11 protein-coding genes are annotated in these 16,654 nt (G+C 70.0%); 10 read left to right on the forward strand and 1 reads right to left on the reverse strand.

Features of this window, described 5'->3' with window-relative positions; genetic code table 11:
* Positions 1 to 168 precede the first annotated feature (168 nt).
* From AB0O09_RS01995 to AB0O09_RS02030, 8 genes are all read left to right on the forward strand, one after another.
* On the forward strand, positions 169 to 300 hold the full coding sequence (locus AB0O09_RS01995) for a hypothetical protein (protein ID WP_363539217.1): 132 nt from the start codon (positions 169 to 171) through the stop codon (positions 298 to 300).
* A 244-nt stretch (positions 301 to 544) separates the two neighbouring features.
* Positions 545 to 2,530 (forward strand): APC family permease, encoded by a 1,986-nt coding sequence (locus AB0O09_RS02000; protein WP_363539271.1) that lies wholly within the window; start codon positions 545 to 547, stop codon positions 2,528 to 2,530.
* Between the two features lie 410 nt (positions 2,531 to 2,940).
* The gene (gene kdpF / locus AB0O09_RS02005) at positions 2,941 to 3,030 is read left to right on the forward strand and encodes a K(+)-transporting ATPase subunit F (protein ID WP_363539219.1); all 90 of its coding nucleotides are present in this window, start codon (positions 2,941 to 2,943) and stop codon (positions 3,028 to 3,030) included.
* 2 nt (positions 3,031 to 3,032) lie between these two features.
* On the forward strand, positions 3,033 to 4,694 hold the full coding sequence (gene kdpA / locus AB0O09_RS02010; protein ID WP_363539221.1) for a potassium-transporting ATPase subunit KdpA: 1,662 nt from the start codon (positions 3,033 to 3,035) through the stop codon (positions 4,692 to 4,694).
* Entirely contained in the window at positions 4,694 to 6,793 is a 2,100-nt protein-coding gene (gene kdpB, locus AB0O09_RS02015) for a potassium-transporting ATPase subunit KdpB (RefSeq protein WP_363539223.1), read from the forward strand. The genes kdpA and kdpB overlap by 1 nt, the downstream gene beginning before the upstream one ends.
* 12 nt (positions 6,794 to 6,805) lie before the next feature.
* On the forward strand, positions 6,806 to 7,423 hold the full coding sequence (gene kdpC, locus AB0O09_RS02020) for a potassium-transporting ATPase subunit KdpC (RefSeq protein WP_363539225.1): 618 nt from the start codon (positions 6,806 to 6,808) through the stop codon (positions 7,421 to 7,423).
* Positions 7,424 to 7,598: 175 nt separating this feature from the next.
* Entirely contained in the window at positions 7,599 to 10,148 is a 2,550-nt protein-coding gene (locus AB0O09_RS02025; RefSeq protein ID WP_363539227.1) for an ATP-binding protein, read from the forward strand.
* Positions 10,145 to 10,819 (forward strand): response regulator, encoded by a 675-nt coding sequence (locus AB0O09_RS02030; RefSeq protein ID WP_363539229.1) that lies wholly within the window; start codon positions 10,145 to 10,147, stop codon positions 10,817 to 10,819. Before AB0O09_RS02025 ends, AB0O09_RS02030 begins: the two co-directional genes overlap by 4 nt.
* A 779-nt stretch (positions 10,820 to 11,598) precedes the next feature.
* Here the strand turns inward: AB0O09_RS02030 and AB0O09_RS02035 are convergent.
* Entirely contained in the window at positions 11,599 to 12,615 is a 1,017-nt protein-coding gene (locus AB0O09_RS02035) for a family 20 glycosylhydrolase (protein ID WP_363539231.1), read from the reverse strand.
* A gap of 811 nt (positions 12,616 to 13,426) precedes the next feature.
* Between AB0O09_RS02035 and AB0O09_RS02040 the strand changes: the two genes are divergently transcribed.
* Together AB0O09_RS02040 and AB0O09_RS02045 are read left to right on the forward strand one after the other, a co-directional pair.
* Complete coding sequence (locus tag AB0O09_RS02040; RefSeq protein WP_363539233.1) at positions 13,427 to 14,497, forward strand: glycosyl hydrolase family 28-related protein; 1,071 nt, start codon at positions 13,427 to 13,429, stop codon at positions 14,495 to 14,497.
* 847 nt (positions 14,498 to 15,344) lie between these two features.
* The gene (locus tag AB0O09_RS02045; RefSeq protein ID WP_363539235.1) at positions 15,345 to 15,536 is read left to right on the forward strand and encodes a hypothetical protein; all 192 of its coding nucleotides are present in this window, start codon (positions 15,345 to 15,347) and stop codon (positions 15,534 to 15,536) included.
* Positions 15,537 to 16,654: the final 1,118 nt, after the last annotated feature.

The following is a 16,654-nucleotide window of genomic DNA, read 5'->3' on the forward strand; positions in this document are numbered from 1 at the left end:
GGGTGGTGCCCGCGGGCCGGCTCGCGGGGTGGCGGGCACGACGCGGTCCTCGGTGCCGGCACGCGGTGCGCACCAGCGCCGGGCCCGGCACGCCCTCGACCGCGCGGCAGGAGGCGGCCGGACTGCTCAGTTCCGTGGGGCGGCCCCCGGGTCGGCGGCACCGGGCGGGTGGCACGCTCCCCGAGGTCGAACCCGCCCGGCTGTCAGCGCGCCCTGCAGAACCAGCGCGGCGCCGTCATCGACCGCGCCCTGCGCCGCCGCACCGACGCCGTCGTCTGCCGCCTCCGCCTGCGTACGTGAGGCGCCCGGTATGCCCCTTATAGCGTTTTCCGTGTGCGGATATTGACGATTCCTTAACGGCGTCATTACCGCACTCGAAACGGCGCCAAATGAAACCTTCTACCCCTCCCACCTGCGGAAATGTTGAGTAGATGGAGCAATGGAGGGGGCTGTACGACAACATTGCAGCCGTGTGCGCAAGTCATACGCTCGATTTGTGTTCAACCTGCCCCAGACGCTGAAGCGTCTCGTGATCGGCCGGGCGATGCGCAGCGAGGAGCTCGGCGAGACGCTGCTGCCCAAGCGACTGGCGCTGCCGATCTTCGCCTCCGACCCGCTGTCCTCCGTCGCCTACGCCACCGGCGAGATCCTGCTCGTCCTCACGGTCGGCGGTACCGCCTTCCTCTACCTCACGCCGTGGGTCGCCGCGGCGGTCGTCGTGCTGATGGCCGTCGTGGTGATGTCCTACCGCCAGGTCGTGCACGCATACCCGAGCGGCGGCGGCTCCTACGAGGTGGTGTCGAAGAACCTCGGGGCGAGCGCCGGCCTGGTGGTGGCGGCGTCACTGCTGGTCGACTACGTGATGACCGTTGCCGTGTCGGTGGCCTCCGGCGTGGACAACATCATCTCCGCTTTCCCCAGCCTGGCGGACTACCGGGTCGGCTTCGCGCTCGGCTTCGTCGTCCTGCTCACGGCGATGAACCTGCGGGGCGTCCGCGAGTCCGGGCGGGCGTTCGCCGCACCGACGTACCTGTTCATCACCGCGATCCTGCTGATGATCGTCACCGGCGTGATCCGGGTGGTGTTCGGCGAGACCCCGGTGGCCGAGAGCGCGGCGTACGGAATCGAACCGGAGCCGGGCAAGGCGAACCTGGCCGGACTGGCGCTGCTGCTCCTCGCGCTGCGGGCGTTCGCCTCCGGCTGTACGGCGCTGACCGGTGTGGAGGCCATCTCCAACGGGGTGCCGGCCTTCCGCAGACCGAAGTCGAAGAACGCCGCCACCACCATGGCGGCGATGGGCCTGACCGCGGTCGTGATGTTCGTGGGCGTCACCTGGCTCGCCATGATCGCCAAGGTCCACTACGTGGACGACCCCTGCCAGCTGACCGGCCTCTCGGGTGACTGCGCGAACTACACCCAGCCCACCGTGATCGCCCAGCTCGCCGCCTCCGTCTTCGGCGGCAGCGACAGCATCCTGTTCTACGTGGTCCAGGCCGCCACCGCGCTCGTGCTGATCCTCGCGGCCAACACCGCGTTCAACGGCTTCCCGCTGCTGGCGTCGATCCTCGCCCAGCACCGCTACCTGCCCCGGCAGCTCCACACCCGCGGCGACCGCCTCGCGTACTCCAACGGCATCATCGCCCTGGCGGTGGTGGCCGGCGCCCTGCTGTGGTTCTACCAGGCGAACGTCACCAGCCTGATCCACCTGTACATCCTCGGCGTGTTCACCTCCTTCACCCTCTCGCAGTTCGGCATGGTCCGGCACTGGAACGACGTGCTGCGCACCGGGACCGACCCGACGGTGCGCTCCTCGGCCCGCCGCTCCCGGGTGATCAACGCCTTCGGCGGCGTGTTCACCGCCCTGGTGCTGGTGATCGTGCTGGCCACCAAGTTCACCCAGGGGGCGTGGCTCGCGGTCCTGGCCGCCGCGGTGCTGTGGCTGATGATGCGCGGCATCCGCCGCCACTACGACGCCGTGTCCGACGAACTGGCCGTCGAGGACGCCCGCGCCGAGTCGGTGCAGCCGGCCAGGGTGCACGGGGTCGTGCTGGTCTCCAAGCTGCACAAGGCCACCCTGCGGGCCCTCGGCTACGCCCAGGCGTTCCGGCCGGACAGCCTGGAGGCCCTGACGGTGGCGGTGGAGAAGGACGCCACCGAGGAGCTCGGTTCACAGTGGAGCGCCTACGACGTGCAGGTGCCGCTGAAGGTGCTCGACTCCCCGTACCGGGAGATCACCAAGCCGGTCGTCCAGTACGTCCGCGACTACCGGCGCACCCACCCCAGCGAGGCCATCGCGGTGTTCATCCCGGAGTACGTGGTCGGGCACTGGTGGGAGCACCTGCTGCACAACCAGTCGGCGCTGTGGCTCAAGTCCCGGCTGCTGTTCACCCCGGGTGTGATGGTGATCAGCGTGCCGTGGCAGCTCTCCTCCGCTCCCCGTGCCGACCGGCCCGCGCGACGGGCGCCGGGGGCGATGCGGCGCGGCGAGCCGGCCCCGGTGCGGGACGTCCCCGAACCCGAGAAGCTCTGAGACCGGCGGTGTCCGGGCCCGGCGCAGCCTGGCTGCCCCGGGCCCGGACTCGTTTCGGACGATGTGCGGTCTCGGCCGGATGACGCCGCCGTCAAGGCGGTGTCAATAATTCCGGCCCACCCGTATGGAGGGTGTCAGGGATCGCGAAAGGCGCACGACCAGCTGATTTGCTGCTCTCGCCGGCTCGCCGCCGGTGCCGTGAGCAGGTTTTCCAGGGCCCGCGGCCACGTCCCCCGACCAGTTGGTGGAAGTCATGCCGGATCTCGTCTTCGTCGGTGTCACGGTCGCCGTGTTCGCCGCCATCGCCCTGATAGCGAAGGGGGTCGAGAAGCTGTGAGTGAGCGCAGCGAACGAACCATCGAGAGGCGCGCGTTGCGCTCGCGCCCGACGAGCGAAGCGAGGCGGGTCGCATGAGCGCCGAGAACATCGCAGGTCTCATCGTCACCGTCGCGCTCGTCGGCTACCTCGTCGTCGCGCTGATCTACCCGGAGAAGTTCTGACCATGAGCTCCACTCCTGCCGGCTGGCTGCAGGCCCTGGCCCTGGTGGGCGCCCTGGCCCTGTGCTACCGCCCCCTCGGCGACTACATCGCCAAGCTGCTGACCTCCGCCAAGCACCTGAGAATCGAGCGCGGCCTCTACAAGCTGGTGGGCGTCGACGGCGACGCCGACCAGCGGTGGCCGGTGTACCTGCGCTCGGTGCTCGCCTTCTCCGCCCTGTCGATCGTCTTCCTGTACGGCCTGATCCGTCTCCAGACGCACCTGCTGCTGAGCCTGGGCGTGCCGGAGATGGAGGCGCACCAGGCGTGGAACACCGCGGTGTCATTCACCACCAACACCAACTGGCAGTCCTACAGCGGCGAGTCCGCGATGGGGCATCTGGTGCAGATGGCGGGCCTGGCGGTGCAGAACTTCGTCTCCGCCGCGGTCGGCATCGCGATCGTCGCCGCCCTGATCCGGGGCTTCACCCGCAACCGGACCGACCGGGTCGGCAACTTCTGGGTCGACCTGACCCGCATCGTGCTGCGCCTGCTGCTGCCGCTGTCGATCGTCTTCGCCCTCGTCCTGGTGGCGAACGGCGTGGTGCAGAACTTCCACGGCTTCCACGACGTCGCGACCCTGGGCGGCGGCACCCAGTCGATCCCCGGCGGCCCGGTGGCCTCGCAGGAGGTCATCAAGGAGCTGGGCACCAACGGCGGCGGCTTCTTCAACGCCAACTCGGCGCACCCCTTCGAGAACCCGAACGGCTTCACCAACTGGCTGGAGATCTTCCTGCTGCTGGTGATCTCGTTCTCGCTGCCCCGCACCTTCGGCCGGATGGTCGGCGACCACCGCCAGGGCTACGCGATCGTCGCCGTGATGGCGCTGTTCTGGGTCGCCTCCGCCGCACTGGTCACCTTCGCCGAGTCCCAGCACGCGGGCACCGCGATGCAGGCCGCGGGCGGGGCGATGGAGGGCAAGGAGCAGCGGTTCGGCATAGCGGCCAGCTCGCTCTTCGCGGCGTCCACGACGCTGACCTCGACCGGTGCGGTGAACTCCTTCCACGACTCGTTCACGCCGTTCGGCGGCGGGTTGACGGTCTTCAACATGATGCTGGGTGAGATCGCGCCCGGCGGCACCGGCTCCGGCCTGTACGGCATGCTGATCCTGGCGATCGTCGCCGTGTTCGTGGCCGGCCTGATGGTCGGCCGCACCCCGGAGTACCTGGGCAAGAAGCTCGGCGGCCGGGAGATGAAGTTCGCCTCCCTCTACATCCTCACCACCCCCGCGATCGTGCTGATCGGCACCGGTGTCGCGATGGCGCTGCCCGGTGAGCGCGCGGGCATGCTCAACAGCGGCCCGCACGGCTTCTCCGAGGTGCTGTACGCCTTCACCTCCGCCGCCAACAACAACGGCTCCGCGTTCGCCGGCATCACCGTGAACACCGCGTGGTACGACACCGCGCTCGGCCTGGCGATGGCCTTCGGCCGGTTCCTGCCGATGGTCTTCGTACTGGCGCTGGCGGGCTCCCTCGCCCGGCAGCAGCCGGTGCCGGCGAGCGCGGGCACCCTGCCCACCCACAAGCCGCTGTTCGTCGGCCTGCTCTCCGGTGTCGTGCTGATCGTCGTCGGCCTCACCTACTTCCCGGCCCTGGCCCTCGGCCCGATCGCAGAAGGTCTCCACTGATGTCCACCACGCTCACCCCCGCCCCCGCACCGGTCGAGAACGGCGAGGCGCCGCACAGAGTCCGGGGCGGCCTGCTCGACCCGAAGCTGATCGTCTCCTCGCTCCCCGACGCGGTGAAGAAGCTCGACCCGCGGGTGATGGTCAAGAACCCGGTCATGTTCGTCGTCGAGGTGGGCTCGGTCGTCACCACGATCTCCGCGGTCGCCGACCCGTCCGTGTTCGCCTGGGCGATCACCGCCTGGCTGTGGCTGACCGTCGTCTTCGCCAACCTGGCCGAGGCCGTCGCCGAGGGCCGCGGCAAGGCCCAGGCCGACACCCTGCGCAAGACCAAGACCGAGAGCGTCGCCCGCCGGCTCGTCAACTGGCCGGCCGCGAACGCCGAGGAGGAGGTTCCCGGCACCGCCCTGCGGCTCGGCGACCACGTCGTGGTGGAGGCCGGTCAGATCATTCCGGGTGACGGCGATGTCGTCGAGGGCGTCGCCAGCGTCGACGAGTCGGCGATCACCGGTGAGTCCGCGCCGGTGATCCGCGAGTCCGGCGGCGACCGCTCCGCGGTCACGGGTGGCACCAAGGTGCTGTCCGACCGGATCGTGGTGAAGATCGCCTCCGAGCCCGGCAAGTCCTTCATCGACCGCATGATCGCCCTGGTCGAGGGCGCCGCCCGGCAGAAGACCCCGAACGAAATCGCCCTCAACATCCTGCTGGCCTCACTCACGATCGTGTTCCTGATCGCGGTGGTCACCCTGCAGCCGATGGCCTCCTACGCGGGAGCGCCGCAGTCGACGGTCGTGCTGGTCGCGCTGATCGTGGCGCTGATCCCGACGACGATCGGCGCGCTGCTCTCGGCGATCGGCATCGCGGGCATGGACCGCCTGGTGCAGCGCAACGTCCTCGCCATGTCCGGCCGGGCCGTCGAGGCCGCGGGCGACGTCAACACCCTGCTGCTGGACAAGACCGGCACCATCACCCTCGGCAACCGGCAGGCCGCCGAGTTCCTCCCCGCCGCCGGCGTGGAGACCGGTGAACTCGCCGACGCCGCCCAGCTCTCCTCGCTCGCCGACGAGACCCCCGAGGGCCGCTCGATCGTCGTCCTCGCCAAGACCGACTACGGCCTGCGGGCCCGCGCGCAGGGCGAGCTGGCGCACGCCACCTGGGTTCCGTTCACCGCCCAGACCCGCATGTCGGGCGTCGACGTGGACGGCAAGCAGGTCCGCAAGGGGGCGGCCGGCTCGGTCGCCACCTGGGTCACCGAGAACGGCGGCACGGTCGGCGCCGACGTGGCGCAGCTGGTGGACGGCATCTCCGCCGCCGGCGGAACGCCGCTCGTCGTCGCCGAGAAGGACGGCGCGAGGGCACCGCGCGTCCTCGGCGTGATCCACCTCAAGGACGTCGTCAAGGCGGGCATGCGGGAGCGCTTCGACGAGCTGCGCCGCATGGGCATCAAGACCATCATGATCACGGGTGACAACCCGCTGACCGCCAAGGCGATCGCCGAGGAGGCCGGCGTGGACGACTTCCTCGCGGAGGCCACCCCCGAGGACAAGATGGCCCTGATCAAGAAGGAGCAGGCCGGCGGCAAGCTCGTCGCGATGACCGGTGACGGCACCAACGACGCACCCGCGCTGGCCCAGGCGGACGTCGGCGTGGCGATGAACACCGGCACCATGGCGGCCAAGGAGGCCGGGAACATGGTCGACCTGGACTCCAACCCCACCAAGCTGATCGAGATCGTCGAGATCGGCAAGCAGCTGCTCATCACCCGCGGCGCGCTGACCACCTTCTCGATCGCCAACGACGTGGCGAAGTACTTCGCGATCATCCCGGCGATGTTCGCCGGCGTGTACCCGGGCCTGCGCCACCTCAACATCATGGGCCTGCACAGCCCGGAGTCCGCGATCACCTCGGCGATCGTCTTCAACGCCCTGGTCATCATCGGCCTGATCCCGCTCGCCCTGCGCGGCGTCAAGTACCGCCCCTCCGACGCCGGCTCGCTGCTTGCCCGGAACCTCGGGGTCTACGGCGTCGGCGGCCTGATCGTCCCCTTCGTCGGAATCAAGGCGATCGACCTGGTCGTCCAGTTCATCCCCGGTCTGAGCTGAGAGAACGAGAAAATGCCCACCATCGTGCGCACCCACCTCACCGCGCTGCGGATGCTGCTGGTGATGACCGTCATCCTCGGCCTCGCCTATCCGCTGCTCGTCACCGGCATCGCCCAGGTCGCCTTCGCGGGCAAGGCCGACGGCTCGATCGTGAAGTCCGGCGGCAAGGAGGTCGGGTCCAGCCTCCTCGGCCAGAACTACGACCTGCCGAAGCAGAACCCGGACGACCCGGACGAGGAGGCGAAGCCGGACCCCAAGTGGTTCCAGCCGCGCTTCTCCGCCGGGAACTTCGACCCGAAGGCTTCCGGCGCCACCAACCTCGGCCCCAACGACGAGAAGCTGACCAAGGCCGTCGAGGACCGCCGCGCCCAGGTCGCCGCCTTCGACGGCGTCGACTCCGCGTCCGTCCCGGCGGACGCGGTCACCGCCTCCGGCTCCGGCCTCGACCCGCACATCTCCGTCGCCTACGCGAAGGAGCAGGTCGACCGCGTCGCCAAGGCCCGCAACGTGCCTGCCGAGAAGCTGAACCAGCTGATCGACGAGTACACCGAAGGCCGCGCGCTGGGCTTCCTCGGCCAGGCCGGCGTCAACGTCGTCCTGCTGAACAAGGCACTGAGCGAGACCGAGTGACCGTGCACCAGCGGTCCGAATGACCAAGCCGACCCGGGCGCGGGGGACGACCTCCCCGCACCCGGGTCGGTCACCCATGTGCCGCGTCCGTCGAGGGGAGCAGGACGACCCGCTCGGGACGGCGGCGAGACCCGCATTGCTTCCGGCCGCCCTTCGTCGAGAAAGAGCAGCGTTCATGTCCCGTGACCTCACCCCCGGCACCGCCGTCCGCCGCGGGCAGTTGAGGGTCTACCTCGGATCGGCCCCCGGTGTCGGCAAGACCTACCGGATGCTGGACGAGGCCCGCAGACGGCGCGACCGCGGCGCGGACGTGGTGGTCGGCTTCATCGAGTGCCACGGCCGACGGCACACCGAGAACATGCTCCAGGGCCTGGACCTGGTGCCCCGGTTGACCCGTAGCTACCGCGGCACCGACTTCCAGGAGATGGACCTGGACGCGATCCTGGACCGCCGGCCGCAGCTCGCCCTGGTCGACGAACTCGCGCACACCAACATCCCCGGCGGCCGCCACGCCAAGCGGTGGCAGGACGTCGAGGAACTGCTCGCCGCCGGAATCGACGTGATCACCACGGTCAACGTCCAGCACCTGGAATCGCTGAACGACGTCGTCCAGAAGATCACCGGAATCCCGCAGCGCGAGACCGTCCCCGACGAGGTCGTCCGCCGCGCCGACCAGATCGAACTGGTCGACATGGCACCCCAGGCCCTGCGCCGCCGCATGGCGCATGGAAACGTCTACAAGGCGGAGAAGGTGGACGCCGCGCTCTCCAACTACTTCCGGGTCGGGAACCTCACCGCACTACGGGAGTTGGCCCTGCTCTGGGTCGCCGGAAGGGTCGACGAAGGGCTGCGCGACTACCGCGCCACCCACAACATCGACCGCGTCTGGGAGACCCGCGAACGCGTCGTCGTGGCACTGACCGGTGGCCCCGAGGGGGAGACCATCATCCGTCGGGCGGCGAGGATCGCGGACCGTACGGCCGGCGGAGAGCTCCTTGCCGTCCACGTCACCCGGAGTGACGGCCTTTCCGGCGCCTCGCCGGGAGCGCTCGCCGAACAGCGGCAGCTGGTGGAGACGCTCGGCGGCAGCTACCACGTGGTCGTCGGCGACGACGTCCCCAGCTCGCTGCTCGCCTTCGCCCGCGCCCACGACGCCACCCAGCTGGTCCTCGGCACCAGCCGCCGCGGCCGCCTCAACCGGTTCCTCACCGGTCCCGGCAACGGGCAGACCACCGTCGACCTCTCCGAGGACATCGACGTCCACATGGTCACCCACGAGTTCACCGGGCGCGGCCGCCTGCCCTCCCTCGGCCGGCGACACTCACGGCGACGGGCGGCGGCAGGCTTCTCCACAGGGCTCCTGCTGCCCGTGCTATTGACCGTGATCCTCTCTCAGCTGACGGGGTCGCTCAACCTCACCACCGTGGCCCTGATCTTCCAACTCGGTGTGGTGGCCGTCGCATTGCTCGGTGGAGCAACCTCCGCCCTGCTGGCCTCGCTGGTCGCCTCACTGCTGCTCAACTACTACTTCATCCCGCCCGTCCACACGTTCACCATCGCCGAGCCCAACAACGCCATCGCGCTGGTGGTGTTCGCCGCGGTCGCGCTCACCGTCTCCACCGTGGTCGACCGCGCCACCCGGCTCACCGCCCGGGCAGCCAGGGCGACCGCCGAGGCCGAGACCCTCTCCACCCTCGCCGGCAGCGTATTGCGCGGGGCCGACGCCCTGCCCGCCCTGCTGGAGAAGACCCGGACCGCCTTCGCCCTCGACTCCGTCGCCCTCCTCGACCGGCGCAGCGGCGAGACCCTCGGCCGCAATGACAGCGACGGCGCACCGGCCCCGGCCCGCACGGTCACCGAAGTCCCGGTCGGGCCGGAGGCGTTGCTGATCCTCGCCGGGCGCAGACTGCCCGCCGCCGACCAGCGGGTGCTCACCGCGTTCGCCGCCCACATCGCCGCCGCCCTGGAACGCGACCGGCTCGCCACCGTCGCAGCCGAGATCGAACCGATCAAGGCCGCCGACAGGATGCGCACCGCCCTGCTCGCCGCCGTCAGCCACGACCTGCGCACACCACTGGCCGCCGCGCTCGCCGCCGTCGGCTCGCTGCGCAGTGCCGAGGTGGAGTTCGCCCCCGAGGACCAGGCCGAACTCCTCGACATGGCCGACGAGTCACTCGTCAAACTCACCCGCCTCGTCGACAACCTGCTCGACATGAGCCGCCTCCAGGCAGGCGTGCTCACCCTGCACCTGGAATCCACCCCGCTGGACGAGGTGCTGCGGCGCGCGATGGACTCCCTCGCCCGGCCGGACGCCCCCGTCCAACCGCTGGACCTGGACACCGTGCCACCGGTGCTCGCCGACGTGCCGCTGCTCGAACGGGTGCTGGCCAACGTGATCACCAACGCCCTCAGGTACAACGCCCCGGGCGCACCCGTCCTGGTCGCCGCCAGCCACCACCGCGGACGGGTGGAGGTCCGGGTCGTCGACCGAGGCCCGGGCATTCCCTTCGCGGACCGCGACCGGGTCTTCCTGCCGTTCCAGCGCCTCGGCGACAACGACAACACCACCGGTGTCGGCCTCGGCCTCGCCCTCTCCCGCGGCCTCGCCGAAGCCATGGGCGGCTCCCTGGAGGTCGAGGACACCCCCGGCGGCGGCACCACCATGCTCCTCACCCTGCCCGCATCCCGGGCGGCCGACCCGACGGACGGAGGTGTCGCGGCATGAGCCACATCCTGGTGGTGGACGACGAACCGGCGCTGCTGCGCACGCTGAAGATCAATCTGCACGCCAGGCGCTACTCTGTACTGACCGCCGCCACCGGACAGCAGGCTCTCGACGCCGTGGGCCGGGGCAGCCCCGACGCCGTCGTGCTCGACCTGGGCCTGCCCGACTTCGACGGCGTGGACATCATCCGGGGCCTGCGGGCCTCACTCCCGGTGCCGATCATCGTGCTGTCCGGCCGCACCGGGGTCGACGACCGGATCAGCGCCCTGGACGCCGGGGCGGACGACTACCTGACCAAGCCCTTCGTGGTGGACGAACTCCTCGCCAGGCTCCGCGCCGTGCTGCGACGCGCCGCCGGTCTCGCGCCGCCGCTCAGCGTCGTCCTCGGCGACCACGTGATCGACACGGCCGCGAGCACCGTCACCGGCCCGGACGGACCCGTGCGGCTCACCCCCGCGGAGTGGCACGTCCTCAAGCTGCTGCTCGCGGCGCCCGGCCGCCTGGTGCCGGGCAGGGAGATCCTGCGCGAGGTGTGGGATCCCGAGGCCGAGAACCGCGGAAACTACCTGCGGATCCACCTCGGCGGCCTGCGCCGCAAGCTCGAACCCGATCCCACCCGCCCCCGCCACCTGATCACCGAACCGGGCATCGGCTACCGGTACCAGCCCTGAACCGGGCGATGCCGCCCGTTCCCGATCAAGGAGCCGTCAAGGCCGGTGCGGGCAGCGCCAGGAACGCGTCAGGAAGGCCGGGGGGATGCCCTCGCCGGCCCCGGCGTTCCCGGTGACGAACCGGTCCGCTCGGTGGGGGAGCGCACCGGCTTCGAATCCGCCGGCGGCAAAGGCCATGAGGGCTGCCGGCGGCCGGGGGGACGCGCGGCCATGAGCGAGCGGGACGAGGCCGGCACGGCAGCCCGAGACCGGCCAAGGGCCGACCGGCACCTTCAAGGTCGGGACGCCGTTCCAGGCATCCGTCACCGCGGCAGATCCGGCTTGCTCCGCTCCCTTCGACCGCTCGGGAAACCGACGACTGGGGGCGGCGCCATGAGCTGCGCCACTCCCTCGACATCTCCAAGATCCGCGAGGAGCTCGGCCACACCCCGCAGGTGCGCTTCGAGGACGGCCTCGCGGCCACCATCGCCTGGTACCGCGAGAACCGCGCCTGATGGGAGCCGCTCAAGACCAAGGCGGCCCCGGCGAAGTGAGGCCCGCTGGCTGGTGACGGACGCCGGGTGACAGGCCCATGCGCCGAAGTCCTGGCGTACTGGTCTTCCTGGTAACGGACTTGATGTCTCGTCGTGTCACGGTCGGGCTTCGTCGGGCCGCCCTGGAGGGCCGGCCCATGGAGACGCGTGGCCCAACCGTAGGGTCTGGCACCCTTGGCAATTGCTTCCCACCGACCTTCCAGGGGCGGCCCCGGGAGGCTGGAAGGGGTTGCTCTTCGAGAATCATCACCCTCCCCACAGTCGTCGGGCGAGGGACTGGAGCAGAGGCGTGAGTCTGTCGATGATGTGCCGGTCGGTGTGAGTGTCGCCGGGCATGGACCAGACCGAGAGCTGCACACCCGCAACACCGGTCGTCACGGTGCCGGACGCGAAACGCCCGAGGGTGAATGCAGCGAGGTCGGCCGGATCGGGGTACTGATCGCTGTTGGTGTGGGCGTACAACAGGTTCCCGTTGGAGTTGATCTGCCGGTAGCCCTGTGCGGCGAGGTCCGTGGCCGAGGGATCGGTGGGCCCGTACCAACTGTCGACGGTCAGTATTCTGTCGATCTCGACGTGGGAGCCGGACACGATCTGGTCGTTCCAGATCCGGGGCCGGTGACCCCGGGATATGAGCCAAGCCCCCATGGTGTTGTAGTAGGCGTATTCGGCATCGCGAGCCCTGACCGGATCGCCGTAGTACCTGACGGCGTCGTCGTGGACCATCCATTCGTCGCCACCGATGTGCCAATCCGCTCCGGGGAACACCGGCAACCATTCGGCGATCAGCTCCTTGGCGAAGTCGACCGCAGTGGCCTGCCGCAGGTCGAGGCTCCCGCCGCCGGACGTGGTGGTGACGCGCAGGTCCGGACGGCACGTCAGTGCCGCTGCCATGTGTCCGGGAGTGTCGATTTCCGGGACGACGGTGATGCCTTTGCCGATCGCGTAGGTCACGAGTGTCTGCAAGTCGGCCTTGGTGTAGTGCTGTGGGGCGACGCATGCGGGGATGACCGCGGATTCGAGCCGGTAGGCCTGGTCGTCCGTGAAGTGAAGATGGAGTTGGTTGTAGTGGCTCCGGGCCAGAGCATCCACGACAGCTTCCAGGGTGGCAAGCGGATACCAGCGTCGTGCGACGTCGAGACCGAGGGACCGCACGGCGGGTGACGCCAGGCCGGCCGGGAGCTCGGGAGAACGGCGGTGCCAGCTCCCGGTGCTGACCACCATGGCGGCAGCGAGGGCCACCGAGAAGATCCATGAACGGTTCAATTCGGTTCCTCCAGTTCCTCGTTGCCGAACCGGATCGGCCCTGCTGATCCACCGGCAACGTGCCCGGAGATCGCCGACGGGGATCAACCTCCGCCGCGGACGGCCGCAGACCACGTCGGGGCTCCCTGGCCCCGCCGGCCGCGCGACGTTCAGCCGGGCACCCTCTCGGGGCTCGGCCCCATGGAAGGCACCCTTCACCTGATGGCCGGTCAGGCCAGACAGATGACGACAGCCGCGATGATCAGCCAACTCACCACTGCGAAGCCGATGGCCGGCAGCAAAATCCTGATCAGACTTCGTTCGTCCACACCTGCACCCTAGGGCGAGAGGTGGAGCCACCTGCCCAGACTGTTGTGGAGATTCGTGTAGCGCCCGGCGGAAAATCGCCAAGCGTAGAAGAATTCACGCGTGCGGGGCGGATCGAGCTTTTCGGTCGGGTAGTGTCCGGAAGGGATGGGATCGGTCGGCGAAGGCCGCTACTGCCATGGCCGCCATCGCGTCCCGGCCGCGATCAGGCCCGACCGTGCGAGACGGTCCACTCCTGAATCCCCACTCGTGCAGGTGTGTTCGTGCGCGGTGTGCCGCTGCCGGAACGCGGTGCCGATCCGCTGTGATCGCCCACCGGATCCCTCGCCGTGGACCGTGTGCAGCTCCCGGGCACCGGGTCGATGCCGCGGAGGCGCCAGTCGGTTCGGTGGCGCCGAGCGAGCCGGCCGTGCGTGGGCCGCCGCGCTCCGACCCCGGCGAGCGAATCCGACGGCCGTTCGGAAGGGGTGACGCCGGCTCCCCGGGGCAGCACCGGACCGGCGCCGTGCTGTACGCCGACCCGTGCAGGTTTCGTATCGTGGAAGACGGGAGACTTCGGATGAACAGACGCAGTTTTCTGGCCGGCAGCGTGACGGCAGCAGGCATCACCGCCGGTGCGGGGGGTCTGGTCTCCGCGGCCACCGGTCGTACCGTGAATCCGGCGGGCGCCAGCGTCAAGGACTCCGGCGCTGTGGGCGACGGCGTCGCGGACGATGCCGTCGCGATCCAGACCGCGATCGACCGCGGCGACCCCGTCGTGCGGTTACCCGCGGGCACCTACAAGATCACGGTTCCTCTCAGACTCCGCTCGCACCTCACCCTGGTCGGCGACGGCATGGCGTCCACCGTCATCAACCAGACCGGGGTCGACGCCCACGGACTGGTCGGCGCGGACCTGGAGTGTGTCGCCGTCCGAGACCTGATGATCTCCGGGCCGAAGGGCACCGCCGCGTCCGACGGCGTGCACATCACCAACGCCGACGCCGCCAACATCGGCATGTTCTACCTCTCGATGTCCAATGTCATGATCCGCCGGTTCACCGGCTCCGGGTTGGCGGTGCAGGACCCGGTCATGTGCGACCTGACGAACGTCACCGCGAAGGAGTGCGGCGCCGCCGGATTCGACCTCTCCGGCGGCGGCACATCGGTCACGCTCACCGCCTGCTACGGACACCACAACAGCAACGGCTTCCGACTGAAGTCCGTCTACTACTGCACGTTCAACGGGTGCGGTGCGGACAACAACACCAACGGGTACAAGACGGAGGCCGCAGAGGCGATCACGTTCAACGCGTGCGGTGCCGAAGCGAACAGCGCCAACGGCTGGCAGATCACCGAAGGCTCCGGGGGCGTCGTGCTGAACAACTGCTGGTCCGATGCCCCGGGCAGCACACCCTTCAAGATCACCGGCTACAGTGACGGCATCACCCTGATCAATCCGTCGCAAGGCGGGGACAAGGCCACGGCCCCCTACTTCATCCAGGTCGACAAGGGCTGCTCGAACGTCGCCGTCCTGGGCGTCCGCGCCAAGGGCCTGGCCACCAGCTATGCGACCGGCACCACTCGAGTGCTCTGACCTTCTGGTCGTCCGACCCTCTCGGCGGGGCTCCCGCTCACCGCGCCCTACCGTTGGGCGCACCGTCATCAGCCGGTCCCGTCCGCGTTCCGCGATTTTCCCGACAGCGGGATCGGCACGGCGCCGAAGCGATGCCGGTCCCGTCACCCACCATGACCGGTCTGCGCCCGGGGCGCCTCCGTCCGAAGGAAGGGTCGGCCGTGGGAAACTGCATTCATCCCGACACGCATGCATCGTCCCGGTGGGGAATTATTCGGCAATAGGCTGGGGAATTGTGCGAGCCGGCTCACCGATGGGGAATTCTTGTGAGCGCCCCGCCGCATCCTGCCGCCCCGGCGGGGACAAATGCTCACCATCACCGCGGAAGCCGTGAGGTCCATCCCCGCCGGGGGCGTCATGCCTGCCTGGGGCCGGCGCCGGCGCCGACGGCTCAGTACGGCCAGGGAAGATCATTTCATGGGGAGGCCCGCACATTTCGACAGGGGAGAATTGGCGAATCGACTTCATGTGGGGAATTTCGCGAGCGGCTGGCGGGGTATTCCGCAAGCACGCCGGCTCGGGCCGGTCGGAGTACCGGAGCCAATGGGGCTCAAGCCCGCTCGAGGACTTCGACCGCGCCCTGGTTGCATTCCCCACCGCCGGTCGTTACTTTTTGTAGCTGTTCGGCTGCATACCGTTCATTCGCGTAAAGGTCCGGGCCGCCGCCTCCGCGGCGTCAGTCCGGCCGTCCGCGTGGCACTCCACGGCCGCGGCGTCGGACCACCCGGTCGCTTCTCGCCGGCCCCGCCGCGCCGTCATGAACCGTCGTGCCGACCGGCACGTACCCGACTCCGGAAAGGCCACTGCGATGTCCGAACCAGAACTGACCCCGGAAGAGGCCGCGTTCGTCCGGCAGTACGTCGACGTCCCTCCGGGGCTCTCCATCGACCGCCAGGACGTCGTGCGAGCCCGCATCGCCCAGGCAGCAGGCGGCCGCTACCGAAAGGTCGGGCCGGGCCTGTACGAAGTCGCCACCAAGGCCGCTCCCGACAACAACTGACGGATTCACCCCGTAGGACCACGCGTGAGCATGCCGCGCACGGCGTGGAGACGTCCCACCGGGCCGACCGCCTGGCGGCGCTCTCCACGCCGTCAGGCGCGCGCAGGGTAGCCTTCCGGCCCAGGGGAGGACTCGCATCCCTGCGGTGCGGTCCCGTCCGGGCAGCCTCCACGCGCAGCCGGGCACCGGTCGGCTGCCGTGCTGGGGTGCGGGCAAGGTCAGCCGGCAGTGCCTGGTCCCGAACTCGTTCCGCAGGCCTTCGTGCAGGCATCCTGTGGGTTGCGAGATCCGACGCGGTGGTGTCCGTCGACGAGGCCGGCCGCAGGCCGAGAACACGCGGACGGGCGAGCGCCGGCAGGTCCCCGCGACCGCGGCGAAACCGCGGACGGCGGCCCGGCCTGCGAACCGGCGGCGGGTCGCTCGGCCTCGGCGGCGTTGTCCTCAGGCCCCTTGCTTCCCGCTCCGACTCCGGGGCGCGGTGACGAACGCACGCCGTCAAAGCCCGGGCCGTGCCCGGGAACTACCGCCTCCGGCCCGACCGCGAGGCCCCGCTGCCCGCGGTGCGCGCGGGGAACCCCGCGGGTCTGCCGGGCACCGGCCTGGCGCTCAAGCGCCGCAGACCCGTCAGGGTCCTCCCCGGCCGCACCCGCTCGTCCCGGCGGACCGGTAGCGGCGGGCCCCAGTGATCCTCCACGCAGCTCTCCAACGGTGCCCCGCCCCACACGCGTTCTCGCAGGGCCGCCTGGCGGCACGGTGTCACCGGCATGCCGTGACGCCGCTCCGTCCGTACCCGAGGTCCACGACAGCACGACCGTCGCAACCGCGACAGCGGACCGACCATGGGTGAAGTGCCACCGGACTGACGGCCGGCGGCGCTCCACGCTCCCGTCCCTGCCGGGTCGGGGGACCCGTTCTGCAGCGCGGCCTCTCGCACCGTCCGAGGTTCCCGGACCACTTGGACAGTCGGCTTCCCGGTCTCCAGGAAGATCCGCACGCCCCCCGCCTGCGACTCGGCGCCGCCCCCTAGGGCCTGTGTGATGTTGTGATCAATCTTCGGGTTCTGCCCCCGTTTCGGGGTGGAAACCGGTAGGACTGTCAGGTGTGACGCGCAGGCAACT

Source organism: Kitasatospora sp. NPDC093679, assembly GCF_040683455.1.
Lineage (GTDB): Bacteria > Actinomycetota > Actinomycetes > Streptomycetales > Streptomycetaceae > Kitasatospora > Kitasatospora arboriphila.

Coding starts and splice junctions, on each gene's coding strand:
- AB0O09_RS02045 (WP_363539235.1), top strand. CDS start 15,345: ATGTCCGAACCAGAACTGACCCCGGAAGAGGCCGCGTTCGTCCGGCAG.
- kdpF (WP_363539219.1), top strand. CDS start 2,941: ATGAGCGCCGAGAACATCGCAGGTCTCATCGTCACCGTCGCGCTCGTC.
- AB0O09_RS02000 (WP_363539271.1), top strand. CDS start 545: ATGCGCAGCGAGGAGCTCGGCGAGACGCTGCTGCCCAAGCGACTGGCG.
- kdpB (WP_363539223.1), top strand. CDS start 4,694: ATGTCCACCACGCTCACCCCCGCCCCCGCACCGGTCGAGAACGGCGAG.
- kdpA (WP_363539221.1), top strand. CDS start 3,033: ATGAGCTCCACTCCTGCCGGCTGGCTGCAGGCCCTGGCCCTGGTGGGC.
- AB0O09_RS02030 (WP_363539229.1), top strand. CDS start 10,145: ATGAGCCACATCCTGGTGGTGGACGACGAACCGGCGCTGCTGCGCACG.
- AB0O09_RS02025 (WP_363539227.1), top strand. CDS start 7,599: ATGTCCCGTGACCTCACCCCCGGCACCGCCGTCCGCCGCGGGCAGTTG.
- kdpC (WP_363539225.1), top strand. CDS start 6,806: ATGCCCACCATCGTGCGCACCCACCTCACCGCGCTGCGGATGCTGCTG.